Annotated in this window: 22 protein-coding genes and 1 pseudogene; 11 read left to right on the plus strand and 12 right to left on the minus strand. The window is 71.1% G+C overall.

Annotated features, from left to right (window positions below; genetic code table 11):
- Positions 1–57: 57 nt before the first annotated feature.
- Positions 58–621, plus strand: coding sequence for a hypothetical protein (locus ACIBF8_RS20620; RefSeq protein WP_396784856.1), 564 nt, complete (start codon positions 58–60; stop codon positions 619–621).
- Positions 622–684: 63 nt separating this feature from the next.
- Here the strand turns inward: ACIBF8_RS20620 and ACIBF8_RS20625 are convergent, their stop codons facing one another.
- The 5 genes from ACIBF8_RS20625 to ACIBF8_RS20645 form a co-directional block, all read right to left on the minus strand.
- On the minus strand, positions 685–1263 hold the full coding sequence (locus tag ACIBF8_RS20625) for a dihydrofolate reductase family protein (protein ID WP_396784857.1): 579 nt from the start codon (positions 1261–1263) through the stop codon (positions 685–687).
- Positions 1260–2459 (minus strand): RNA polymerase sigma factor, encoded by a 1200-nt coding sequence (locus ACIBF8_RS20630; RefSeq protein WP_396784858.1) that lies wholly within the window; start codon positions 2457–2459, stop codon positions 1260–1262. The genes ACIBF8_RS20625 and ACIBF8_RS20630 overlap by 4 nt, the downstream gene beginning before the upstream one ends.
- Before the next feature lie 20 nt (positions 2460–2479).
- Positions 2480–2833, minus strand: coding sequence for a YciI family protein (locus tag ACIBF8_RS20635; protein ID WP_396784859.1), 354 nt, complete (start codon positions 2831–2833; stop codon positions 2480–2482).
- A 39-nt stretch (positions 2834–2872) separates the two neighbouring features.
- The gene (locus ACIBF8_RS20640) at positions 2873–3286 is read right to left on the minus strand and encodes a DUF6069 family protein (protein WP_396784860.1); all 414 of its coding nucleotides are present in this window, start codon (positions 3284–3286) and stop codon (positions 2873–2875) included.
- A 200-nt stretch (positions 3287–3486) separates the two neighbouring features.
- Positions 3487–3801 carry an L-rhamnose mutarotase gene (locus ACIBF8_RS20645; protein ID WP_225855080.1) on the minus strand — a complete coding sequence of 105 codons (315 nt, stop codon included), beginning with the start codon at positions 3799–3801 and terminating at the stop codon, positions 3487–3489.
- A 166-nt stretch (positions 3802–3967) separates the two neighbouring features.
- On the opposite strand from ACIBF8_RS20645, the gene ACIBF8_RS20650 reads away from it, so the two are divergent.
- From ACIBF8_RS20650 to ACIBF8_RS20675, 6 genes are all read left to right on the plus strand, one after another.
- Complete coding sequence (locus tag ACIBF8_RS20650; RefSeq protein ID WP_396784861.1) at positions 3968–4648, plus strand: response regulator; 681 nt, start codon at positions 3968–3970, stop codon at positions 4646–4648.
- Between the two features lie 12 nt (positions 4649–4660).
- The gene (locus ACIBF8_RS20655; RefSeq protein ID WP_396784862.1) at positions 4661–6124 is read left to right on the plus strand and encodes an ATP-binding protein; all 1464 of its coding nucleotides are present in this window, start codon (positions 4661–4663) and stop codon (positions 6122–6124) included.
- Positions 6121–7020 (plus strand): Gmad2 immunoglobulin-like domain-containing protein, encoded by a 900-nt coding sequence (locus tag ACIBF8_RS20660; RefSeq protein ID WP_396784863.1) that lies wholly within the window; start codon positions 6121–6123, stop codon positions 7018–7020. Before ACIBF8_RS20655 ends, ACIBF8_RS20660 begins: the two co-directional genes overlap by 4 nt.
- A gap of 137 nt (positions 7021–7157) precedes the next feature.
- Positions 7158–7787, plus strand: a complete 630-nt coding sequence (locus ACIBF8_RS20665; RefSeq protein WP_396784864.1) for a TetR/AcrR family transcriptional regulator — start codon at positions 7158–7160, stop codon at positions 7785–7787.
- Positions 7788–7821: 34 nt separating this feature from the next.
- Positions 7822–9315 (plus strand): DHA2 family efflux MFS transporter permease subunit, encoded by a 1494-nt coding sequence (locus tag ACIBF8_RS20670; RefSeq protein ID WP_396784866.1) that lies wholly within the window; start codon positions 7822–7824, stop codon positions 9313–9315.
- A 110-nt stretch (positions 9316–9425) separates the two neighbouring features.
- A complete protein-coding gene (locus ACIBF8_RS20675; protein WP_396784868.1) occupies positions 9426–10217 on the plus strand; it encodes a maleylpyruvate isomerase family mycothiol-dependent enzyme in 792 nt (263 codons plus the stop codon).
- A 41-nt stretch (positions 10218–10258) separates the two neighbouring features.
- Here ACIBF8_RS20675 and ACIBF8_RS20680 read toward each other — a convergent pair.
- Together ACIBF8_RS20680 and ACIBF8_RS20685 are read right to left on the minus strand one after the other, a co-directional pair.
- A pseudogene (locus tag ACIBF8_RS20680) lies at positions 10259–10567 on the minus strand (RtcB family protein); the annotation flags it as partial.
- An 84-nt stretch (positions 10568–10651) separates the two neighbouring features.
- Positions 10652–11590 (minus strand): LAGLIDADG family homing endonuclease, encoded by a 939-nt coding sequence (locus tag ACIBF8_RS20685; protein WP_396784869.1) that lies wholly within the window; start codon positions 11588–11590, stop codon positions 10652–10654.
- Between the two features lie 491 nt (positions 11591–12081).
- On the opposite strand from ACIBF8_RS20685, the gene ACIBF8_RS20690 reads away from it, so the two are divergent.
- Positions 12082–12237 carry a hypothetical protein gene (locus tag ACIBF8_RS20690; protein WP_396784871.1) on the plus strand — a complete coding sequence of 52 codons (156 nt, stop codon included), beginning with the start codon at positions 12082–12084 and terminating at the stop codon, positions 12235–12237.
- 20 nt (positions 12238–12257) lie between these two features.
- Positions 12258–12716 (plus strand): WYL domain-containing protein, encoded by a 459-nt coding sequence (locus tag ACIBF8_RS20695; RefSeq protein WP_396784872.1) that lies wholly within the window; start codon positions 12258–12260, stop codon positions 12714–12716.
- 42 nt (positions 12717–12758) lie between these two features.
- Here the strand turns inward: ACIBF8_RS20695 and ACIBF8_RS20700 are convergent, their stop codons facing one another.
- Together ACIBF8_RS20700 and ACIBF8_RS20705 are read right to left on the minus strand one after the other, a co-directional pair.
- Entirely contained in the window at positions 12759–14069 is a 1311-nt protein-coding gene (locus tag ACIBF8_RS20700; RefSeq protein ID WP_396784874.1) for an RICIN domain-containing protein, read from the minus strand.
- Positions 14070–14266: 197 nt separating this feature from the next.
- Complete coding sequence (locus ACIBF8_RS20705) at positions 14267–15109, minus strand: M15 family metallopeptidase (RefSeq protein WP_396784876.1); 843 nt, start codon at positions 15107–15109, stop codon at positions 14267–14269.
- A 237-nt stretch (positions 15110–15346) separates the two neighbouring features.
- Here ACIBF8_RS20705 and ACIBF8_RS20710 point away from each other — a divergent pair, with 237 nt between their 5' ends.
- Positions 15347–16384 (plus strand): LacI family DNA-binding transcriptional regulator, encoded by a 1038-nt coding sequence (locus ACIBF8_RS20710; protein WP_366636135.1) that lies wholly within the window; start codon positions 15347–15349, stop codon positions 16382–16384.
- A gap of 112 nt (positions 16385–16496) precedes the next feature.
- On the opposite strand, the gene ACIBF8_RS20715 is transcribed toward ACIBF8_RS20710, so the two are convergent.
- Positions 16497–17705 (minus strand): D-alanyl-D-alanine carboxypeptidase family protein, encoded by a 1209-nt coding sequence (locus ACIBF8_RS20715; protein ID WP_396784878.1) that lies wholly within the window; start codon positions 17703–17705, stop codon positions 16497–16499.
- Positions 17706–17752: 47 nt separating this feature from the next.
- Positions 17753–18481: a MerR family transcriptional regulator gene (locus ACIBF8_RS20720; RefSeq protein WP_396784880.1), complete on the minus strand. Its 729-nt coding sequence runs from the start codon at positions 18479–18481 to the stop codon at positions 17753–17755.
- Positions 18482–18647: 166 nt separating this feature from the next.
- Between ACIBF8_RS20720 and ACIBF8_RS20725 the strand changes: the two genes are divergently transcribed.
- Entirely contained in the window at positions 18648–20942 is a 2295-nt protein-coding gene (locus ACIBF8_RS20725; protein WP_396784881.1) for an ATP-binding cassette domain-containing protein, read from the plus strand.
- A gap of 387 nt (positions 20943–21329) precedes the next feature.
- On the opposite strand, the gene ACIBF8_RS20730 is transcribed toward ACIBF8_RS20725, so the two are convergent.
- Positions 21330–21749 (minus strand): protein-tyrosine phosphatase family protein, encoded by a 420-nt coding sequence (locus tag ACIBF8_RS20730; RefSeq protein WP_396784882.1) that lies wholly within the window; start codon positions 21747–21749, stop codon positions 21330–21332.
- Positions 21750–21885 lie beyond the last annotated feature (136 nt).

Here is a 21885-nt window from a genome sequence, read left to right on the forward strand (position 1 = left end):
GAGGGTCACCGGCAGCGCCGCCGCGACGTGGCCCCGGTACCGAACGGAGCAACCACCATGAGGATCAAGAGCGCACTGACCGCGGTGGCGGTCGTCCTCGCCGGGCTGGTCGCCAGCGCGGGCAGCAGCACCGCCGCGGGCACCACGACCTCGGCGCCGTACTGCGGAATCACCTGGGGCAGCGCGGAGAAGTCGGCCGGCGCGCTGAGCGGCGCCCCACTGGGCGAGGTCCGAACGGGCCGGCACGACTGCTTCGACCGGGTGGTGTTCGAGTTCGCCGGCCCGGTCGACGGTTACGCGATCGGCTACGGCGAGACGTGGACCGAGGGCGAAGGGTTGGCGCTGTCGCCGTACACCGCCGGGGGCGCGTTGTTGCGGGTGTCGTTGCGGGCGCCGGCGTACGACGACGACCACCTGGGCACGGTGCCCTACGCGGTCGGCGAGCACGTGGCGAACCTGCTGCGCTACCCGACACTGCGCGACGTGGTCTTCGGGGGCAGCTACGAGGGCTACAGCACCTTCGCGGTCGGCGTACGGGCGCGACTGCCGTTCCGCGTGTTCGTGCTCGCCGGTCCCGGCACGCACAGCCGGATCGTGCTCGACGTCGCCCACCAGTGGTGATCCGAGCCGGTCGACCGCTTGGCCGTCCGCCCGGTGGGGCGGATGGCCAAGCCGGGCGGCCGGTCAGACGTGCAGGGTGGGCCTGTAGACCAGTTCCTGGGTGCGGCCGTCGAGGATCCGGCTCTCGATCAGCTCCAGATCGAAGTCGGCCGCCCCCTGGAAGATCGGCTCGGTTCCGGTCTCACCGGTGATCACCGGGAAGAGCGTCACCTGGACGAAGTCGACCAGCCCCGCGGCCATCAGCGCCCGGTTCAACGACAGGCTGCCGTGCGATCGCAGGGGCACCTCGGACTCCTCCTTGAGCCGGGCGACGACATCGACGGCGTCACCGCGCACGACTGTCGCGTCCGGCCAGTCGAGGGGGCCCTCCAGCGTGTTCGACACCACCGTGGCCGGGAGGCTCCTCATCCGGGTCACCCAGGCGTCGCGGACCTCGGACTCCTCGGTGCTCGCGGCCAGCATCTGCGCGAACACCCGGTACGTGCCGGCTCCGAAGACCATGCGCTGCTCCGCGCCGTACACGGAGAGGCGGTGCGCCAACAGTTCGGGCCCCTGCTTACCCCAGTAACCGCCCCAGTTTCCGCTGCTGGTTCCGAAGCCGTCGAGGCTGGAGAAGACGTCGACGGTGTAGGTAGCGGTCATGATGTTCTCCGTTCACGTGTCAGTTGGCTGCGACGGGTCCGCAGGTGGGCCCGCTCGGTCTCGTTGGTGGCCAGCGTCATGGCCTGGTCGTAGGCGGCTCGGGCCTCGTCGTCGCGTCCGAGCCGGGCCAACAGTTCGGCCCGGGTGGCCGGCAGCCGGTGGTAGTCCGGGAGGTCGACGTCCTCCAACGCGGCGAGGGCCACCGCCGGTCCGTGCACCTCGGCGACGGCAACCGCACGGTTGAGCGCCACGACAGGGGTTGGCACGAGCGCGAAGAGTTGGTCGTACAGTGCCAGGACCTGTGGCCAGTCGGTGGCGACGCCGTCGGTGTGCACCGCGCTGATCGCGGCCTGGATCTGGTACGGGCCGGGCCGGTTGCGGCGCAGGCAACGGCGGACCAGGTCGTGACCCTCGACGATGAGCGGCCGGTTCCACAGTGACCGGTCCTGGTCGGCCAGCAGCACCAGTTCGCCGGTCGGGTCGAGCCGGGCCGGGCGGCGTGCCTCGGTCAGCAGCAGCAGGGCGAGCAGCCCCAGGACCTCGGGCTCGTCGGGCATCAACGCGGCGAGTTCGCGGGCGAGCCGGATCGCCTCGGCGCACAGGTCCGTTCTGATCAACGGGCCGGCGGTGGACGCGTAGCCCTCGTTGAACATCAGGTAGAGAACGGTGAGCACCGGCGGCAGCCGGTCCGGCAGCTCGTGTTCGGCAGGTACCCGGTACGGGATGGCGGCGTCACGGATCTTCTTCTTGGCGCGCACGATCCGCTGGGCGACGGTCGCCTCCTGGACCAGGTAGGCCCGGGCGATCTCCGGTACTTCGAGGCCGCCCAACAGGCGCAGCGTGAGAGCCGTCCGGGCCTCCGGCGCCAGCGCCGGGTGACAGCAGGTGAAGATGAGTCGCAGTTGGTCGTCCCTCACCGGTCCCACCTCCTGGAGCTCATCCTGGTGATACAGCAGCAGGGCCTGGGCGTGCCGGGCCTCGCGGGTCGACTCCCGGCGAAGCCGGTCGACGGCACGGTTGCGGGCGGTGGTCACGATCCAGGCGCCCGGGTTCGGCGGCAGGGTCTGCCACTTCTGCAGCGCCGTGGTGAAAGCGTCCTGGACGGCCTCCTCGGCGAGGTTGATGTCACCGAGGAGGCGGGCCAGGGTGGCGACGCAGCGGCCGTACTCGGCGCGGTAGATGCTCGCCAGGTCCATGTCGGGACACCGGCTCCTGGTCAGGCCTGGGACAGGTCGTCGAAGGGGCGCACCTCGACCGGGCCGCAGGCCGCCGAGCACCTCTCGGCCCAGGCCAGCGCCGCGTCCAGGTCCGTGCACTTGATGACCCAGAACCCGGCGATGTGCTCCTTCGTCTCGGCGAACGGCCCATCGCTCATGGTGGTGGCGCCGTTTTCGACCCGGACGACGGTGGCGCTGTCCGGCGACGTGAGTCCCCCGCCGAAGACCCAGGCGCCCGCGGCCTGCATGTCGTCGTTGATCCGGCCCGTCTCCCTGAACATGGTCTGCATCTCCTCGTCGGACGGCGTCGGCGCGCCCTCGACGAAGTGCACGGACAGCAGGTACTGCTTCATGACGATCCTCCGGTAGCTCGATGATGGGATGGCGACAGGTCAGGCGGCCAGGCGTCGCGCGACAGTGGGGATCACAATCGCGGCGGCGACCAGGTGGGTGAGCATCAGCAGCGCCTTGGTGGCCGTCCCGGCGTCGGCGATCACGTCCGGCACCAGGGACAGGACCGTCAGCACCACAGTCGTGCGGACGAACGTGCGCCGCGGGCACCGGGCGAAACGCGCCAGCAACGCGGCAATGATCACGCCGATCAGCGAGAAGACAGCGGTCAGCACGCCGAACCCCGTCACCGGAATCGGGGCGCCGCCCAGGTCGAGGCTGATTCCGGCCAGATCGCCGGCGGCGGCGACGGCCATGGTGGCAATGCTCGCGGCGACCGTGGCGGCGACACCGGTCCGGATCGGCGCACCGACCGTCGACGTGGTGGCGTGGGTCGTGTTCGCAGTGGCGGTCATCGTGCCCTCCAGTGGGTGTGCGGCCCGTTGCGATGCCGGGCTCTCACCAGGGCTACGAACTGCACCGCTCCCAATCGACAAGCACGCCCAAATTTTGTCGACGAACTCCCCGCCTCGCCGATCATGGAGTTGTGGTGGGCGACAAAGCGACCACCAGTCCCCGCAACGGGCACCACAACTCCATGATCGACACCGTCGACCTAAGCCTCGTCGGCCAGGTGCCAGACCTCGCGCATCGGAGCCCACCAGTCCCCCGAGCCGGGCTCGGCGATCGACTCCTGACACGGGTCGGTCAGCTTCCACCACTCCTGCGTCTGTGGGTCCGCAGCGATCAGCCGCAGGTCGGCCTCGTAGTCGTCGCCGACGTACTCGTAGTAGCCGAAGAGCAGGTCGTCATGCAGGAAGATGGTGTAGTTGCGGAAGTTCGCCTCGCGCAGCGTCTTCTCGACGCTCGGCCAGACGGCGGCGTGCAACCGCAGGTAGGTTTCCCGCTGCTCGGGGCGGAGTCGGATCACGCAGCCATGACGTTTCACGTCGTGCCCTTTCGTGTGAGCTGGTTCAGGGGTGCCGAAGGCACCTGACCGTAGCGGTTGGACGGTGCCCGGCAGGGGGCCAGCCGGCCACCGATGTCGGCCGTTTTGCCAGGACTACGCACGGTGGCGCCGGGTCTACCCTCGGGTGATGGAAGGCCGCGTGTTGGTGGTCGAGGACGACTCCTCCATTCGGGAGGTCACCGCCCTCGGTCTGCGCCGCGCCGGCTTCCGGGTCGACACCGCCGTCGACGGGCGGCAGGCCCTGGCGACGTTTCGAGCCCACCCGGTCGACCTCATCGTGCTCGACGTCATGCTGCCGGGCCTGGACGGCCTGGAGGTCTGCCGGGAGATCCGGCGAACCAGTCAGGTGCCGATCCTGATGCTGACCGCGCGCACCGACACCATCGACGTGGTCGTCGGGCTGGAGTGCGGCGCAGACGACTACCTGCGCAAGCCCTTCGACCTGCCCGAGTTGGTGGCTCGGGTCCGCTCCGTGCTGCGCCGGGTGAGCGTGCCGGCCCCGTCGACGATCATCGAGGTCGGCGACCTGGCGATCGACCCGGGCGGCTTCGTGGTCCGCCGGCACGGCCGGGAGGTCGAGCTGACCGCCACCGAGTTCCGGTTGCTACTGGAGCTGGCCCGCCGCCCCGGTCAGGTCTTCACCCGGGAGCTGCTGCTGGACCTGGTCTGGAACCACGCCTTCCTCGGCGACTCCCGACTGGTCGACGTCGCGGTGCAACGACTCCGCACCAAGATCGAGGACGACCCGGCGCAGCCACGGCTGATCCGGACCGTACGCGGTGCCGGCTACAAACTGGCGACGGCCTGACGGGGGGCGGCGATGGCCGGACACGCGGTGCTTCCGGGCCGCCTGCGGCGTCGGCTGACGATCGCGTTCGTCCTGGTCGCCGGCGTATCGGCAGGGCTGCTCGCCGGCGGGACCGGGCTGTTGCTGCGGCAGTCCTGGTTGGACGCGTCGCTGCACGAGGCCGCCGCCGACGCCCGCTACCACCTTGTCCTCGCCGGGCAGTTCCTGCCGCTGACCGAGCAGCGCAGCACCGAACTGCTCACCAGCTTCGAGGCCAGCGGTCGGCACGTGGTGCTCGTCGACGGTCCGGCCCGTGCCTCGCACCCCGCGTACGCCCCGGTGCTGGGCACCCGGTTGCGGGCCGTCGTCGCGGACGGGCGGCTCGGCTACCAGCGCTCGGCGTCGGCGGAACGTCCTCGGCTGCTGGTGGTCGGCGGGCGCATCCCCGGTTCGACCGCCGAGTTGTACATCCTCACCGTGGAGGACGAGGTCGCCACCGACCTGGGCCAGCTGCGGACCGCGCTGGTGGCCGGCTGGGTGCTCGTGGTGCTGCTCGCCGCCGGGGTGGGTCACGCGCTGGCCCGCCGCACGTTGGAGCCGGTGGGCCGGGCCAGCCGGGCCGCCCGAGCCCTCACCGAGGGCCTGCTCGCCACCCGCCTGCCGGTACGCGGGCGCGACGAGTTCAGTGTCTGGGCGGCCACGTTCAACGAGATGGCCGAGGCGCTGGAGTCGAAGATCGCGGCGCTGTCGGCCGCGCAGGCCCGCGAGCGGCGGTTCACCGCCGATGTCGCGCACGAGCTGCGTACCCCGGTCACGGCGTTGGTGGCCGCGGCGTCGTTGCTGCGTGAGCACCTCGACCAGTTGCCCGACGACGCCCGGCCGGCCGCCCGGCTGCTGGTCGGCGACGTGGTCCGGCTACGCCGGCTGGTCGAGGACCTGATGGAGATCTCCCGGCTGGACGCCGGGCGGGAGCGGCTGGCCGTCGAGTCGGTGGACGCGGTGGCGTTGCTGCACGGCATCGTCGCGGCGCGCGGCTGGTCGCAGCGGGTGCGCGTCACCGGCGACCCGGTCGCGCTGCGCACCGACCCGCGTCGGCTGGAGCGAGTGTTGGCCAACCTGGTCGCCAACGCGGTCGAGCACGGCGGTGGAGAGATCACGGCCAGCGTGACCGGCGCGGGCCCCCTGGTCGCCTTCGAGGTCACCGACCAGGGGCCCGGCATCCCGGCCGAGCATCTGCCCCGCGTGTTCGACCGGTTCCACCAGGTCGACACGTCCCGCTCCGCGCCGGGCAGTGGGCTCGGGCTGGCCATCGCCCGCGAGCACGCCGCGCTGCTCGGCGGCGTGCTGGGTGTGCGCAGCGAACCGGGCGAGGGCACCCGGTTCCGGCTGGAGCTGCCCGCCGACGGTCCCGCCCGGTCGCACGGTGACGTGCCGCGCCGGGACGACCGCGCCGAGGCGGCCGGGCGTACCGCTGGCCTGGCGGGTGGTGCGGGATGAGCCGCCGGGGCAGGGCCGGGTGGGGCGTACCGGCGCTCGTCGCGGTGCTCCTGTTCGCCGGTTGCGGCACGCCCCGCTCCGGTGACCTGGGGCCGGCGCCCACCGCGCCGCCGCCGAACGCCGCACCCACCGACGGTCCGGCACCCACCCCGACCCCGGCCGCGGAGCCGACGCCGCCACCCGCCGACCGACCGCCGCGTCCGTCGGCGCCGGCGTCCACCGGCACGCGCCGGCCGGACCCGGTGACCATCGAGCTGTGGTACGTCCGCGCCGGGCTGCTCGTGCCGACCCGGCGCACCCGGCCCGCCACCGTCGCGACGTCCCGGTTGGCGCTCACCGAGCTGGCCGCCGGGCCGACCCCGGCCGAGGCCGCCACCGGGATGACCACCCTGCTTCCGAGCGGCGTCGAGGTCACCCGGATCGCCGACGGCGTGGCGACGCTGCGGGTCCCGTCCGTCGGCGACCCGGGCACCCGACGGCTGCGCGAGGCGCAGGTGGTGTGGACGCTCACCCAGTTCCCCACCGTGCGTCAGATCCGCCTCGACGACGCGGCCCCGGTCGACCGGGCGGACTACACGGACCTGCTGCCACCGATCGTGGTCACCAGCCCGATCCCCGGCGAACGCGTCTCCGCCCCGCTCGTCGTCACCGGCACCGCCACCGTGTTCGAGGCCACGGTGAGCATCCGGGTGCTGAACGCCGCCGGCCAGGAGGTGGCCACCGGTTTCGGCACCGCCAGCTGCGGCAACGGCTGCCGGGGCGGTTACCGGGTCGTGCTCACCTGGCGCACGGTCCGCGAGCAGCAGGGCACGGTCGAGGTGTACGAGGTGTCCGCCCGGGACGGCGCGCGGATCAACACGATGGCCGTGCCGGTGGTCCTCGCCCCCGGCACCTGACCACCCCGTTCACCCGCCGGACTCCCGATAGAAACGCGATCGTTTCGCCCACTCCGTGCGACGGAACTCACGAAAACCTGCACGATCGGCAAACCGCGAACTAGGGTCAGTACGAGATCGTTTCACGGGGGGTTGGGATGCTGGGTGGTCAGCAGGTGGGCGCGGGTGCCGGGGTGCCGGCCGCCCGGGCTCCGCGTTGCACCGACAGCGACCTGTTCACCGTGGTCATCGACCTGCTCCGCGAGGTCGGCTACGACCGGATGACCATCGACGCCGTCGCCGCCCGCGCCCACGTCAGCAAGGCCACCATCTACCGGCGCTGGGACGGCAAGGCCGAGCTGGTCGTCGCCGCCCTGCGCGACCGACACGTGGGCGTACACAACCCGCCCGACACCGGCTCCCTGCGCGGGGATCTGATCGAGTTGCTGCGGGTCACGGCCGCGATCTGCGTGGCCGACTGCGACCTGATGCAGGCGTTGACCTTTGCCATGCGGACCAACCCCGAACTGGAACGTCTGGTGCGCCACCAGGTGCTGCCGGCGGGGCGGGTGGCCAGCACCGCCATCCTGGTCCGGGCCGCCGCCCGCGGGGAGATCCCGCCGGAGGCCGGCGAGCGGGAGCTGTTCCACGATCTGGCACCCGCGCTCACCATGTCCCGCATCGTCGCGCACGGGCTACCCGCCGATGACGCGTTCCTCACCCAGGTCGTCGATCAGGTGCTGATCCCGGTGCTCCGCTATCAGCACGACCGTCCGTCGCCGGCCTGATTCACCGACACTTCGCAACACGGAAGGCTTCACCATGCCCGGAACCACCTCGACCGCCCCCGGCGCGCCCAGCGCCGGAGCGTCGACAGGCGCACCGCACCCGCGGCGCTGGATCGCACTGGCGGTCATCGCGGTCTCACAGCTGATGGTCGTCCTGGACGCCACCATCGTGAACATCGCGCTGCCGCAGGCCCAGGCCGACCTGGGGATCACCGACGCGAACCGGCAGTGGGTGATCACCGCCTACACGCTGGCCTTCGGCGGTCTGCTGCTGCTCGGCGGTCGCATCGCCGACTACTGGGGGCGCAAGCGCACCTTCCTGGTCGGTATGACCGGTTTCGCGCTCGCCTCCGCGCTGGGCGGTCTGGCCACCACCGGTGGGATGCTCTTCGCCGCCCGCGCGTTGCAGGGCGCCTTCGGCGCGCTGCTCGCCCCGGCCGCGCTGGCGCTGCTCACCGTTCTCTTCACCGAGGCCACCGAACGGGCCAAGGCGTTCGCCGTGTACGGCGCGATCGCCGGCGGCGGGTCGGCGGTCGGCCTGCTGCTCGGCGGGGTGCTCACCGAGTACGCCGACTGGCGCTGGTGCCTGCTGGTCAACATCCCGGTCGCCGCCATCGCCATCGCCTTCGCGCTCCCGTTGGTGCCGGAGAGCCGGGCCCACGGCAACACCCGCTACGACGTACCCGGTGCGATCGTGGTGACCGCCGGCCTGGTCTCCCTGGTGTACGGCTTCACCAAGGCGGCCGAGGACGGCTGGGACGCCACCGCGACACTCGGTTTCATCGCCGCGGGCGTGCTGCTGCTCGCCGCCTTCGTGGTGATCGAGCTGCGCTCCAGCCACCCGCTGCTGCCGCTGCGGATCCTGCTGGACCGCAACCGGGGCGGGGCGTTCCTCACCTCGATGCTGATCGGCGCCGGCCTGTTCGGTGCGTTCCTCTTCCTGACCTTCTACTTCCAGGTCGTGTTGCAGTACAAGCCCCTCGAAGCCGGTCTCGCGTCGCTGCCGGTCACCGCCGGCGTGCTGATCGCCGCGGGTGGCGCCAGCCAGCTGATGCCCCGGCTGGGCGCCAAGCCGCTGATGGCCGCCGGTGCGGCGCTCGCCGCCGTGGGCATGCTGGTGCTGACCCAGATCGACGTGGACACCCCGTTCCTCACCCACCTGCTGCCCGCGCAGGTCATCCTGGGCCTTGGGCTGGGCTTCACCTTCGTCCCGCTGTCCAGCCTCGCCCTGGTCGGGGTGCCGGAGCACGACGCCGGCGCGGCCAGCGCGACGCTCAACGCCACCCAGCAGGTCGGTGGCTCGCTCGGCACCGCCCTGCTGAACACCTTCTACACCAGCGCGGTCGCCGCCTATCTGGTCGGCCGCGCACCGAACCCGGTCAACCAGGTGGAGGCGCTGGTGCACGGCTACCGGGTGGCCTTCGCCTGGGGCGCGGCGCTGATCGTGCTCGCCGGACTGGCCACCCTGGTGCTGGTGAAGGTGCGCAAGGAGGACATCCCGACCGGCAACACCGTGCACATGGGCTGACCTGACCGACGTGACCGCCGGCCGGAGCGCCCCCGACCCTGGGGCGGCCCGGCCGGCGGCCACGTCCGGTAACGTCCCGACCATCGTCGAAAATCCGTTTGAGGAGATCCATGTCGACCCCTGCTGACCAGATCATCACAGCTCTGCGCGCGGGCCACGAGGAGCTCGCCGCGCTCGTCCGGGACCTCAAGGAAGACGACCTGCTCCGACCGTCCGGGGCCAGCGAGTGGCAGGTGTCGCAGGTGCTGAGCCACCTGGGCAGCGGCGCCGAGATCAACCTGGCGTCGCTGGACGCCGCCCGCACCGGCGCGCCCGGCCCGGACGGCGACTTCAACCGCGGCGTCTGGGCGCGCTGGGACGCGATGTCCCCGGCCGAGCACGCCGCCGGCTTCCTCGCCGCCAACGAGCGGCTGGTCGAGGCGTACGAGGCGCTGGACGCCGAGACCCGGGCCTCGATGCGGATCGACCTCGGTTTCCTGCCGGAGCCGGTCGACGTGGCCACCGCGGGCCGGTTCCGGCTCAGCGAGTTCGCCCTGCACCAGTGGGACGCCGAGGTGGCGTTCAACCCGTTCGCGGCGGTGACGCCGGGGGCGGTGGCGCTGCTGCTCGACCAGATCGGCGGCATGCTGGCCTGGACCAGCCGACCGCAGGAGTTGGCCGGGCGGGAGGCCACCCTGCTGGTCCGGCTGCACGCGCCCGAGCGAACGTTCGGGCTGCGGCTGGGCGACAAGGTCGAGGTCGTCGACGCTCCAGAGCGTCCCGACGGCGAGCTGGCGGCCCCGGCCGAGGCGTGGCTGCGGTTGGCCACCGGACGGCTGGGCCCCCAGCACACCCCCGAAGGGGTCCAGGTGACCGGCTCGGTCACCCTCGACGACCTGCGCCGGGTCTTCGTCGGCTTCTGAGGCGGTGCCGCGCGGGCCGGGTCACCGGCCCGCGCGGCCGCTCAGCCCTTCACGCAGACCACCTGCTTGAGGTGCGCGACCACCTCGACCAGGTCCTCCTGCTGGGCCATCACCTCGGTGATGTCCTTGTACGCACCGGGGATCTCGTCGACCACCCCGGCGTCCTTGCGGCACTCCACCCCGGCGGTCTGGGTGGCCAGGTCCGCCGTGCTGAACGTCCGCTTGGCCTGCGCCCGAGACATCCGACGCCCCGCCCCGTGCGACGCCGAGCAGTACGCGTCCGGGTTCCCCCGCCCCCGCACGATGTACGACCCGGCGCCCATCGACCCGGGGATAATGCCCAGGTCACGGTTGCAAGCCTTCAAGTGGACGCAGCCCGTGCGCCACAGTGACACACCTACAATCGGTTGGCGGCCTCCACCAGGGCACGATACTCACGAAGCGCAGCCACCTGTGAGAATGTTCCCTTCCAGGGCGAGCGGTGGGCTCGCCGCCATGGATATGCCGAAAACACTATCGACTGTCTCGGTCTCGCGAACCCCACGGACAGTCCATCCCCGCCGCTCCACGGCATTTCGGTTGGCAGTCCAACGTTCTCTATGTTCGTTAAGCAGAAAGAAGTCGCCAGTGAGGTCCGCCCGGGAGATCCCCATCAGGAATATTTTAGCATCGACCCTCCCGAAACCTCTACGAATCCGTTCCCTGATAGGGAGAGTCCAGACACCGATTGTTGAGCATGCCTCCTTGAAGAACTCCAGGTTCCTCCGATCTGCTGACCAGATTGAAGGACGACCCGAAATTCCGACATCGCCATCAGCGGCGAAGTAGCCGGAAAGCCAACCGAAGATCGCCTCGGCGTTGCCGTCGAGTGCAGGGTACTCCCGCTTCCACTCTCGGGGGAGCCCTCCCAACCGTCGGTATCGTTTCACCTCACCGCTCGCCAGCAGCCGTTCGGTAACCTCACGTGAGGAAACATGAAGCTTTCGCCCTGGCATGCCTGGGAGATATTTGTAGTAGTAAGTCCTTAAGCGATCAGTGTCGTCGAAATATCGGATGAGAGCTTCGTCCTTTTCTCCGAAGAAAGATGCATGAGCTAGGGCGTCACCCGAGATCGAACCGTCCCCGAAGACGAACCCGCGTGCAATTCCGGCCCGCGAAGGCACCACTCCCGGCAACGGGTGAGGGAACGAATACGCCAAACGATCGCCCACCCTGAGGCCGACCGTCGTTGTCTCAACCCTTTGATGCGCCACCTTCGGTCGCAGCAACCATCTATGCTCCGCAGCCGCTCGGATGACCCTCTCCTCGCCATAGCGACCTACCCGGATCTCATAGAGCCGTCGCTGCCCGAGAAGGCCTACCTGAGCATCCAACCATCTACCATCGGAAGAAAGAACGGCGTTCACCTCTCCCGCAAGTCTTAGAATTGGAACGTCAGACGCCCTTGTGATCACCCTCGTATCACCGGCAAGGGCCGTGCATGGAACTCGAGTGCCGGTTACTCTAACCAAGACGAATCTCACCAGGACGGAAAAGTGGTAATCGATTGCTCACGGTTACATTCTGCCGCAGCGCCGACGCTACGGCAAGCGAAGTTCGCAATTTTATCGACGCAAGCACCCGGACAAGGAATCTATTCTGAATGCCCGGACTACACAGGTCCAACAAATCGGCGGCTGCGCTAGCGGTCAATTGCAGGGCGACCGTAAGCAGAGCCCACACCTCTCACGGGTGCGGCCCGCAGCCACCGCCGACCACTGGACACAGCTCCATGACGTTTCGCTGGCTGTCCAACCGCCCGCCTTCGCACCCTCACTGTGATTGCGGAAGCTCTGCCTCCTCGTTGCCTGGCAGCCTCGCGGACATGGTGGAGACCTCCGTGCGCCTGCTGCGGCTGCTGACCCTCCTACAGGCGCGTCGCGAGTGGTCCGGCTCCGAGCTGGCCGAGTGGCTCGCGGTCACCCACCCGCACGGTCCGCACGGACATGGAGCGGCTGCGCTTCGACTACGCCGGTCATGACGGCACGGTCAGCGTGCGCGATGTCGAGCCGTACCGGCTGGTCTACACCGGGCGGCGGTGGCACCTGCTGGGGTGGGGACGCCGGCCGGGACGACCGGCGGACCTTCCGCGCCGACCGGATCCAGCACCGGGTGCCGACCGGCCTGCGCTTCGCGCCCCGGGAGCCGCCGGGTGGCGACGCGGTCGCTCACGTGCTGCGCGGCGTCGGCTCCACGGCCTGGCCACACCCCGCCCGGGTACGCCTACACGCGGCGGCCGAGACGATGGCGCAGCGGATCCCCACCACGGCGGGCCTGCTGGAGGCGATCGACGAGCGGACCTGTCTGCTGCACACCGGCGGGGAGTCGCTGGGCAACCTCGCCGCCTTCCTCGGCACCCTGGGGGTCGACTTCGACGTGCTCGACCCGCCGGAGCTACGCGCCGCCATCCGGGACGTCGCCGCCCGGTTCGCGCGCGCCGCCGGGCCCGGACCGGGGTGATCCGGCGAAGCCGTTCACCCCGGCACGGACCTTGCGGTGGATCTACGGCTGCGGCACCAGCCGAAAGGACTGCGCCGCGGTGCCGTTGCAGGTGTACTGGATGAGCTGGACGCTGTCCGCCGTGGACGCTCCCGGCACGTCGAGGCACTTGCCGCTGAGGCGGTTGACCAACCGGTAGTAGCCGCCGCCCTCGGATTCGGCCCGCCACTGCTGGTTGTTGCCGCCGCTGTAGGACCAGAGTTGGATGGGCGCGGAGTCGGCGGTCGACCGGTCCTTCACGTCCAGCACCTGGGCGCTGTTGTTGCGGTTGTTGACCCGCAGGTAGCCGCCGCTGGTCGGCACGAACTGGTACTGCTGCGCGGCGCTGCTGTTGCACGTGTACTGCTGGATGGCCGTGCCGTTCGCGCTGGCGGCGGCCCGCGCGTCCACGCACTTGCCGTTGCCCCGGTTGACCACGGTGTGCCAGGCGGTCGGCGAGATGGGGCCATCGGTCGGCGGGGGCGTCGTCGGGGGGACGGTGCCGACGCCGGCGAGCCAGTGCAGCCCGTCGATCAGCAGCTGGTTCTGCTGAGGGCTGTCGAAGGTGGAGGACAGCCCGGTGTTGGTGCTGTAGTTCATCGCGTTGTGGCCGAAGTTAGCGTAGAGCATCTTGAACTGCCGGTTGCTCCAGACCAGCGGGTAGTAGCCGCCGTACCAGGACTGGTTCGGGTCGGTGCCGACCGGGAAGCTGGACGGATCGACCGAGGCGAGGATGTCGATGTTCGGATTCTGCCGCAGGTCGTTGCTCCAGGAGTACCACTCGCTGATCGACGACGGGAACGTCGCCGGGAGGTTCCGGGTGGCGGCGTGGGTGCGGTTGTCGGCGCGCATCGTGACCCGGGTGGGCCCCCAGGTGTTCGTCTGGAACGAGCCGCTGCCGAGGAAGGTGTTGTAGTACCAGCTCCAGCTCGACGGGTTGTCGGTCCACGCGCTGACGTGGAAGCCCAGCCAGGCGCCACCGTTCTGCATGTACTGCTGGAACGCGGCGCGCTGCGCGGTGGGCGGCGCGTCGTCCAGGAACATGACGACCTTGTACTGGGCCAGGTTGGCGGTGTTCAGCAGGCCCCAGTTGTTGGTGGCCTCCCAGGAGAAGCCGTACTGGGCTGCGGCCCGCGGGAACCAGGCTCGGGCGTCCTTGACGAAGTCGATGTGCGCGGCGTCCCAGGTGCCGTTGTAGAAGGCCAGGACCTTGAACGTCGGCGCGGCCTGGGCGAGACGCGAGGCGTTGACCGCGACACCGGCGGTCACCGCGACGACCAGGGCGACGAACAACGACAGGATCCGTCTGGGCCGGGAGGAGAGTTCTGCGATCACCTGATCGTCCCTTCGGTCGGGACGCGCGCCGCCGCGTCGACGTGTATCTGTTCACAAGGTTTACAGATAGATGAGAGGTTATGCGCAGTCGTCGGGTGGCGTCAATCGCGGGCCGGTCGATCGGGGTGGGATTCCTACGGCAACGGGTACCCCGGCCGGAGCGCCGCTGGACCCCGGGCCGGGTTCTACTGACCTGGTCACCCGACCGAGGAGCGGGCGACCGGGGCGGCGAAGAACGTGTCCGGGTACGGCTCGTCGCGGAGGCTGTAGTGCCACCACTCCCGGTCGTAGTTGACGAACCCGGCGTCGGTCATCAGCCGCTGCAACAGCCGGCGGTTGTCCCGTGCCGCCCCGGTGATGCGGGCGTCGGCGGTGTGCGCCCGTGGGTCGAAGCAGTCGAAGCCCGTACCCATGTCGATGCTGTTGTCGGCGAAGCGCTGCCCCCGCGGCGCGGTGCAGGCGACCAGCGGTTGCCCGACCCGGTACGGAGGTTGGCTGGCGGCGGGCTCGTCGACCAGGGTCAGGTCCATGGTGCTGCCCCGGCTGTGCGCGGTGGGCGCCCCGATGTAACCGTCGGCGAAAAGCCGGTTCTTGGCCACGTCCGGATAGAACTCGGCCTTGGTCTGCTGCTCACCGGGGCTCTTCGACCAGGCGACGAAGTCGTCGACCGCCGGTTGCGGGCGGTAGCAGTCGTACACCTTGAGGCTGTGCCCACCGGCCAGCGCGGCGTCCTGTACGCGGCGCAACGCCTCGGCCGCCTGTCGGGTGAGCAGGCACAGCGGCTCCCGGTAGCCGGTGATGGGCCGGCCGACGAAGTTGTGCGGGGTGGCGTAGCGGATGTCGGCGTGAATCCGCGGGTCGAGGTCGGTCAGCACCACGAACCCGGGCAGCGGGGCCGCGCCGGAGGTGGACGGGGTGGGTGTGGGCGTGGGGCTCACCGCCGTGGGCTGCGGCACGGCCGGTGCGGGGCCCGGTTCCGGCCGTGCGCAGCCGCCGAGCAGCGCGGCGAGCGCGAGCACGACGGCCAGGCGGTAGCGCACGAGTCCTGTCTATCAGCCTGGCCCGGTCCGCGAGGGCCGTCCCGCCGCGCAGCGAGCGAAAGTAGCCGAAAGAAGTCCGGAACTTTTCCGCAACTACGCCGAATCTTCAGCCGACCTGGCATGTCGTCAACCCCCGTCGGTGAGGCAAGATGACGCGAGGAACGGTGCACGCCGTTTCGGGACATACGGCGGGCGACGTGTTGCGGTCGTTCCTCCGGCTCGGTGAAGGAGACGCGGGTGGGCGCGGACGACGGACGCAGGGTGACCATCACCGCGATCGCACGGGAGGCCGGGGTGTCGGTGCCGACCGTGTCCCGGGTACTCAACGGTCGCTCCGATGTGGCCCCGGACACCCGGGAACGCGTCGAGGAGTTGTTGCGCCACCACGGCTACCGGCGTCGCACCAGCCGCAGCGTTCGTCGTGCCGGCCTCGTCGACCTGGTCTTCAACGACCTGGACAGCCCCTGGGCGGTGGAGATCATCCGGGGCGTGGAGGACGTCGGGCACGGCGCGGGCGTCGGCACGGTGGTCTCCGCGATCCACCGGCAGCCCACCGCGGCCCGCCAGTGGTTGCAGAACCTGCGCACCCGGGCCACCGACGGCGTCATCTTCGTGACCTCGCACCTGAGCCCGCCGCTGCACGCGCAGCTGCGTCGCCTCAACGTGCCGGTGGTGGTCGTCGACCCGGCCGGCGTGCCGGCCATGGACGTGCCGACCATCGGTGCCACCAACTGGGCCGGAGGGCTCGCCGCGACCGAACATCTGCTGGCGATCGGGCACCGGCGCATCGGTTTCGTGGCCGGGCCGACGCACCTGCTGTGCAGCCGGGCGCGGCTCGACGGTTACCGGGCCGGGTTGGAGGCCGCCGGGGTGCCGGTGGACGACGCGCTGATCTACCCGGGCGACTTCTACCACGCCTCCGGGTTCTCCGGCGGCACGGCGCTGCTCGACCTCGCCGACCCGCCGACCGGCATCTTCGCCGCCAGCGACCAGATGGCCTTCGGCGTCTACGAGGCCATTCGACGTCGCGGGCTGCGCGTACCGGACGACGTGAGCGTGGTGGGTTTCGACGACCTGCCGGAAGCCCGCTGGGCCTCACCGCCGCTGACCACCGTGCGCCAACCGTTGGTCGAGATGGGACGGTTGGCGGCCCGCACCGTGCTGCGCCTGGCCCAGGGTGAGGGCATCGACTCGCCCCGGGTGGAACTCGCCACCGAGTTGGTGGTTCGGGACAGCACCGCCGCCCCGCCGACCGGGTCGCCCGCCTCGGCGTGACGGCCGGACCCGCGTCGGATACCGGTTGGACCGGTTCCGGTCCGTTCCCGGAAATTACGGCCGAGGGCGTGCGCGGCCCCCGGCGGGCGCGGCAGCGCCCGATGTCGATTCGTCAGGGCATCCGACGGCGACGCCGCCACAGCAGGCCGCCCAACAACGCCACCACCGTCGCGCCGCTCACCGCGGTCACCGACCAGAGCCACCCCGAGCCGGTACGCGCCGGCCCGCTGGCCGCCGCCGGCCGGGGCGCGGCGGGCGCCGCCAACGCGGACGGTGCCGCCGACGGCGTGGCGGTCAGCTCGCCGGGCTCGACCAGCCGACCGACGGAGGCGCCCCGGGGCAGCGTGAAGCCCCAGTCCAGCAGGGCCGCGCCCTGTTCCCAGCCGCGTACCGGGGCCGATTCGGCGCCCAGCAGGGTCACCACCAATCGCCGCCCGCCGCGTTCCGCCGCCCCCACGTAGGTGTGCCGGGCCAGGTCGGTGAAGCCGGTCTTGCCGCCGAGCGCACCCCGGTACCGGTAGATCAGCTGGTTCTCGTTCTGGATCTCGAAGCCCTTGGTGCGTTGCGCCGGCTGGGCCGGAATCGACGTCTGCTCGGTCAGCGCGTACCGGCGGAAGGTCGGCTCGGCGAAGCAGGCCCGGGCGATCAACGCCAGGTCGTACGCGCTGGTGAACTGTCCCTTGCCGTCCAGCCCGGACGGGGTGACGGCGTGCGTCTGGAGCGCGCCGAGGTGGTGGGCCTTCTCGTTCATGGCGCGTACGCCGGCGGCGCTGTCCGTTCCGCTGCCGAGCCGGGCCAGCGCGTTGGCGGCCTCGTTGCCGGAGTTGAGCAGCAACCCGAGCCAGATCGTCTCGATGGTGTACCGACCGCCCGCCACCAGGCCCACGGCCGAGGAGCCGGGTTCGATGTTCATGTCGGCCTCGGTGACGGTGACCGTCTGCTTCGGGTCGAGCTTGGGCAGCATCGTCGCCGCCAGCAGCAGCTTCTGCACGCTCGCCGGTGTGCCGTACTCGTGGGGGCCGCAGCCGCCGAGCACCTGGCCGCTGTCGAGGTCGGCGACCAGCCACGAGGTGGCGGTGACCCGCGGCGGCGCGGCGACGCCGGACGGCACGACCAGGCCGGCGGTGTCCAGCGCGGCGCCGCCGACCACTCGCTGCTCGGGCACGGCGGGCGGGGGCGAGGGCCGGGGCGGACGGGACGCCGCCGGCGCCGGGACCCGGGGGCAGCGCACCGTCGGTGCGGCGGACGCTCCCGCCGCGCCCACCGGCACGGGAGCGAGCAGGACGGCGGACGTCGTGGCCGCCAGCAGCGCAGCTCTCATGAGCCCGACCCTAGTCACGAAGATCGCCCGGCGGGACGGGATGCCGGTCAACGCGCGTCGCCGCGACCGCGCAGGTAGTCGTGCAGGGCGGCACTGCCCCGTAGCCGGCGCAGGCTGCGCGCGTGCAGCTCCTGCTCGCGACGGGCCAGCTCGGCGCGGACCCGTTGGGCGCTGCCGGTGGTCCGCAGTTCACCCAACACCGCCGCGATGATCTCGAACGGGTACGCGCCACGGCGCAGCAGCGCGATCACCTGCGCGGCGCGTAGCTCTGCCTCGTCGTACACCCGGTAGTTGGTGCCCGGGGCGCGTCCCGGCCGCAGCAGCCCACGCTCCTCCCACAGCCGAAGCTGCGAGGTCCGGACCCCGACCAGGGCGGCGACCTCGCCGATGCGGGCGCCGTGGCGTGGTGCCGGTCGGGCCGCCGGTGGGCTGGCCAGCACGGTCTCGAAGGCACCGAGCACCCGGCGGATCTCGGCGCGTTCCCGGTCCAGCTCGGCGTGGCCGCCGTCGAGCGCCGCCAGCGCCGCCGGCAGGTCACCCCGGTGCACCGCCGCCATGATCTCCCGGGTACGGCTCCAGCCGTGTCCCTCGGCCAACCGTCGCGCCACGATCAGCGCCCGCGCGTGCTCGCTGGTGAAGATCCGGTAGCCGCTCGCGGTGCGGCGCGCCGGCGGCAGCACGCCCTGCTCGACGTAGTTGCGCACCTGCTGCACCGAGATCCCGGCGGTGGCCGCCAGGTCCACGGCGCGCAGCCGATCCTTCGAGGCGACGTCCACCCGAGCCACCCTACCGCTTACGACGTGATTTGAGACTTTTCGGGAGGTCCTTCTCCGGTACGCGCTTGAATGTCGGCGAAAGTCTCTACATGAGGATGAATGAGACAATGGAATCCGCCAGTGCTCGGCGGGGCAAAGTCCCGCCACGATTCCGTGAAGGGTTCGCATGTCGCAGCCAGCATGGTCCGCCGCCGACTCCCACGACATGATCGAGGTACGCGGAGCGCGGGAGAACAATCTCGCCAGCGTCTCGGTCGACATCCCCAAGCGCCGGTTGACCGTCTTCACCGGTGTCTCCGGGTCGGGTAAGTCGTCGCTGGTGTTCGGCACCATCGCTGCCGAATCCCAGCGCATGATCAACGAGACCTACAGCGCGTTCCTCCAGTCGTTCATGCCGAATCTCAACCGGCCGGACGTCGACTCGCTGCGCAACCTCAGCGCCGCCATCGTCGTCGACCAGGAACGGATGGGGGTCAACTCCCGTTCCACCGTCGGCACCGCCACCGACGCGTACGCCATGCTGCGGATCCTCTTCAGCCGGCTCGGCCAGCCGTCCATCGGCGGCGCCGGGGCGTTCAGCTTCAACCTGCCCGAGGGCATGTGCCCCACCTGCGAAGGGCTGGGCCGGGTCTCCGACCTCGACATCAACGAGTTGGTGGACGTCGAGCGTTCCCTCAACGACGGTGCGATCACCGTGCCCAACTTCGCGGTCGGCTCCTGGTACTGGCAGACCATCGTCGGCTCCGGCCTGTTCGACCCGGACGTCAAGCTTCAGGACTTCACCCCGCAACAGTGGGAGGACTTCCTGCACAAGCTGCCCACCAAGATCAAGGTGGGCAGCAACAACTGGACGTACGAGGGGCTGGCGGTCAAGGTCAAGCGGCTCCTCCTGGCCAAGGACCGCGAGTCGATGCAACCGCACATCCGCACCTTCGTCGACCGGGCGGTCACCTTCACCACCTGCGGCGACTGCGGCGGCACCCGACTCAACGCGGCGGCCCTGTCCTCGCGCATCGCCGGACGCACCATCGCGGACTGCTCGGCCATGCAGATCAGCGACCTGGCCGCGTTCGTCCGCGGCGTCGACGACCCGGGCGTGGCACCGCTCATCGCCAACCTTCGCGACCTGCTGGACTCCCTGGTCGAGATCGGGCTGGGCTACCTCAGTCTGGACCGGGAGTCGGCGACGCTGTCCGGTGGCGAGGCGCAACGGGTGAAGATGGTCCGGCACCTCGGCTCCAGCCTCTCCGACGTCACGTACGTCTTCGACGAACCCACCGTCGGTCTGCACCCGCACGACATCGCCCGGATGAACGACCTGCTGCTGCGGCTGCGCGACAAGGGCAACACGGTGCTGGTGGTGGAACACAAGCCGGAAACCATCGCCATCGCCGACCACGTGGTCGACCTCGGGCCGGGGGCCGGCACCGACGGTGGGCGGATCTGCTTCACCGGCGACGTGCCCGCGCTACGCCGCTCCGACACGCTCACCGGCCGGCACCTCGACCACCGGGTGACCCTGCGCGAGGCGGTACGCCAGCCGACCGGGCAGCTCCCCATCCGCCAGGCCGACCTGCACAACCTCCGCGACGTCGACGTGGACATCCCGCTCGGGGTCCTCACCGTGGTCACCGGCGTGGCCGGCTCCGGCAAGAGTTCACTGATCCACGGGTCACTGCGCGGCCGGTCCGGGGTCGTCATCGTGGACCAGTCCCCGATCCGTGGCTCACGACGCAGCAACCCGGCCACCTACAGCGGCCTGCTCGACCCGATCCGTACCGCCTTCGCCAAGGCCAACGGAGTCAAGGCCGCACTGTTCAGCGCCAACTCCGAGGGCGCCTGCCCGGCCTGCAAGGGGATCGGGCTGATTTACACCGACCTGGCGATGATGGCCGGCGTCGCGAGCACCTGCGAACGATGCGAGGGGCGACGCTTCACCGACGAGGTGCTCACGTACACGCTGCGCGGCAAGAACATCAGCGAGGTACTGGCCATGTCCGTCACCGAGGCGTACGCGTTCTTTCCCGGCGGGCCGGCGCACCTCATCCTCGGCCGGCTGGTCGACGTCGGGTTGGGCTACCTCAGCCTCGGGCAGCCGCTGACCACCCTGTCCGGCGGGGAACGGCAACGCCTCAAGCTCGCCATCCACCTAGCGGAGAAGACCACCACGTACGTCCTGGACGAGCCGACCACGGGCCTGCACCTGGCCGACGTGGACCAACTGCTGGCCCTCCTCGACCGAATGGTCGACGCCGGCAACACGGTGATCGTCATCGAGCACCACCAGGCGGTCATGGCACACGCCGACTGGCTCATCGACCTCGGCCCCGGTGCCGGCCACGACGGCGGCCGGATCGTCTTCACCGGCACGCCAGCCGAGCTGGTCGCCACCGGCGACACCCTCACCGCCCACCACCTACGCGAGTACGTCAAGGAACCGGCGGCGGTCGCCCAGGGCTGACACCGCCGTGACCGCCGGTCGGGGCGGCGTACGGCCAGCCGGCGGTGCGGCCCGGGGCGGTGCAGCCCGGCGCGGTGCAGCCCGGCGCGGTGCAGCCCGGCGCAGTGCGGCCCGGCGCAGTGCAGCCCGGCGCAGTGCAGCCCGGCGCAGTGCAGCCCGGCGCAGTGCAGCCCGGCGCAGTGCAGCCCGGCGCAGTGCAGCCCGGCGCAGTGCGGCCCGGGGCGGCGCGGCCCGGGGCGGCGCGGCCCGGGGCGGCGCGGCCCGGGGCGGCGCGGCCCGGGGCGGCGCGGCCCGGGGCGGCCCGAAGCAGTGCGACCGGTGGTGCGCGGCGGGGGTGCGGCGGCGGTCCGGTGCCCGCCGCTGCGTCGACCGCGACGGTGGTGACGGTCAGGCGACGCGGCGCAGCCAGCGCCGCTGCCAGGGGGTCTCCACCGCCTTCGGGTGGTAGCCGGCCCGAACCCACGGCACCGCCCGCTCGACCGGCAGCCCGTCGAGGATCGCCAGCGCGGCCAGGGCCGTCCCGGTGCGGCCCACCCCACCCTTGCAGGCGACCTCGACGCGCTCACCATCGTGCGCCCGCCGCAGCGCCTCCCGCAGAGCGTCGAGGGCCTCAGCACGGTCGAGTGGCACCCAGAAATCGGGCCACCGGATCCGCCGGTGCGGCCAGGCCGGCTCCGGGCCAGGTGCCAACAGCACGGCGAAGTCGGCCGGCGATGTCGCCGCAGCGATGCGCCGTCCGCGCACCGCGACCCCACTAGGGAGTACGAGTACGCCCGACTGCTCGGACCACGGCTGTACGTCAATCATCCGGACATTGTGCCGCCACCGTCCGACGGCGGGCGGGACAAACAGCGCCGCCCCCGGCCGGTGGGCCGGGGGCGGCGCTGATGTCGGTGTGCAGGTCGCCTCTCGGCGAGTGGCACGACGCGGCTCCAGCCGAACG

It is taken from the genome of Micromonospora sp. NPDC050276 (assembly GCF_044459545.1).
Classification (GTDB): Bacteria; Actinomycetota; Actinomycetes; order Mycobacteriales; family Micromonosporaceae; genus Micromonospora.

Coding starts and splice junctions, on each gene's coding strand:
- ACIBF8_RS20695 (WP_396784872.1), top strand. CDS start 12,258: ATGTCGAGCCGTACCGGCTGGTCTACACCGGGCGGCGGTGGCACCTGC.
- ACIBF8_RS20670 (WP_396784866.1), top strand. CDS start 7,822: ATGCCCGGAACCACCTCGACCGCCCCCGGCGCGCCCAGCGCCGGAGCG.
- ACIBF8_RS20640 (WP_396784860.1), bottom strand. CDS start 3,286: ATGACCGCCACTGCGAACACGACCCACGCCACCACGTCGACGGTCGGT.
- ACIBF8_RS20660 (WP_396784863.1), top strand. CDS start 6,121: ATGAGCCGCCGGGGCAGGGCCGGGTGGGGCGTACCGGCGCTCGTCGCG.
- ACIBF8_RS20635 (WP_396784859.1), bottom strand. CDS start 2,833: ATGAAGCAGTACCTGCTGTCCGTGCACTTCGTCGAGGGCGCGCCGACG.
- ACIBF8_RS20630 (WP_396784858.1), bottom strand. CDS start 2,459: ATGGACCTGGCGAGCATCTACCGCGCCGAGTACGGCCGCTGCGTCGCC.
- ACIBF8_RS20690 (WP_396784871.1), top strand. CDS start 12,082: ATGGTGGAGACCTCCGTGCGCCTGCTGCGGCTGCTGACCCTCCTACAG.
- ACIBF8_RS20650 (WP_396784861.1), top strand. CDS start 3,968: ATGGAAGGCCGCGTGTTGGTGGTCGAGGACGACTCCTCCATTCGGGAG.
- ACIBF8_RS20715 (WP_396784878.1), bottom strand. CDS start 17,705: ATGAGAGCTGCGCTGCTGGCGGCCACGACGTCCGCCGTCCTGCTCGCT.
- ACIBF8_RS20725 (WP_396784881.1), top strand. CDS start 18,648: ATGTCGCAGCCAGCATGGTCCGCCGCCGACTCCCACGACATGATCGAG.
- ACIBF8_RS20730 (WP_396784882.1), bottom strand. CDS start 21,749: ATGATTGACGTACAGCCGTGGTCCGAGCAGTCGGGCGTACTCGTACTC.
- ACIBF8_RS20675 (WP_396784868.1), top strand. CDS start 9,426: ATGTCGACCCCTGCTGACCAGATCATCACAGCTCTGCGCGCGGGCCAC.
- ACIBF8_RS20625 (WP_396784857.1), bottom strand. CDS start 1,263: ATGACCGCTACCTACACCGTCGACGTCTTCTCCAGCCTCGACGGCTTC.
- ACIBF8_RS20665 (WP_396784864.1), top strand. CDS start 7,158: ATGCTGGGTGGTCAGCAGGTGGGCGCGGGTGCCGGGGTGCCGGCCGCC.
- ACIBF8_RS20655 (WP_396784862.1), top strand. CDS start 4,661: ATGGCCGGACACGCGGTGCTTCCGGGCCGCCTGCGGCGTCGGCTGACG.
- ACIBF8_RS20620 (WP_396784856.1), top strand. CDS start 58: ATGAGGATCAAGAGCGCACTGACCGCGGTGGCGGTCGTCCTCGCCGGG.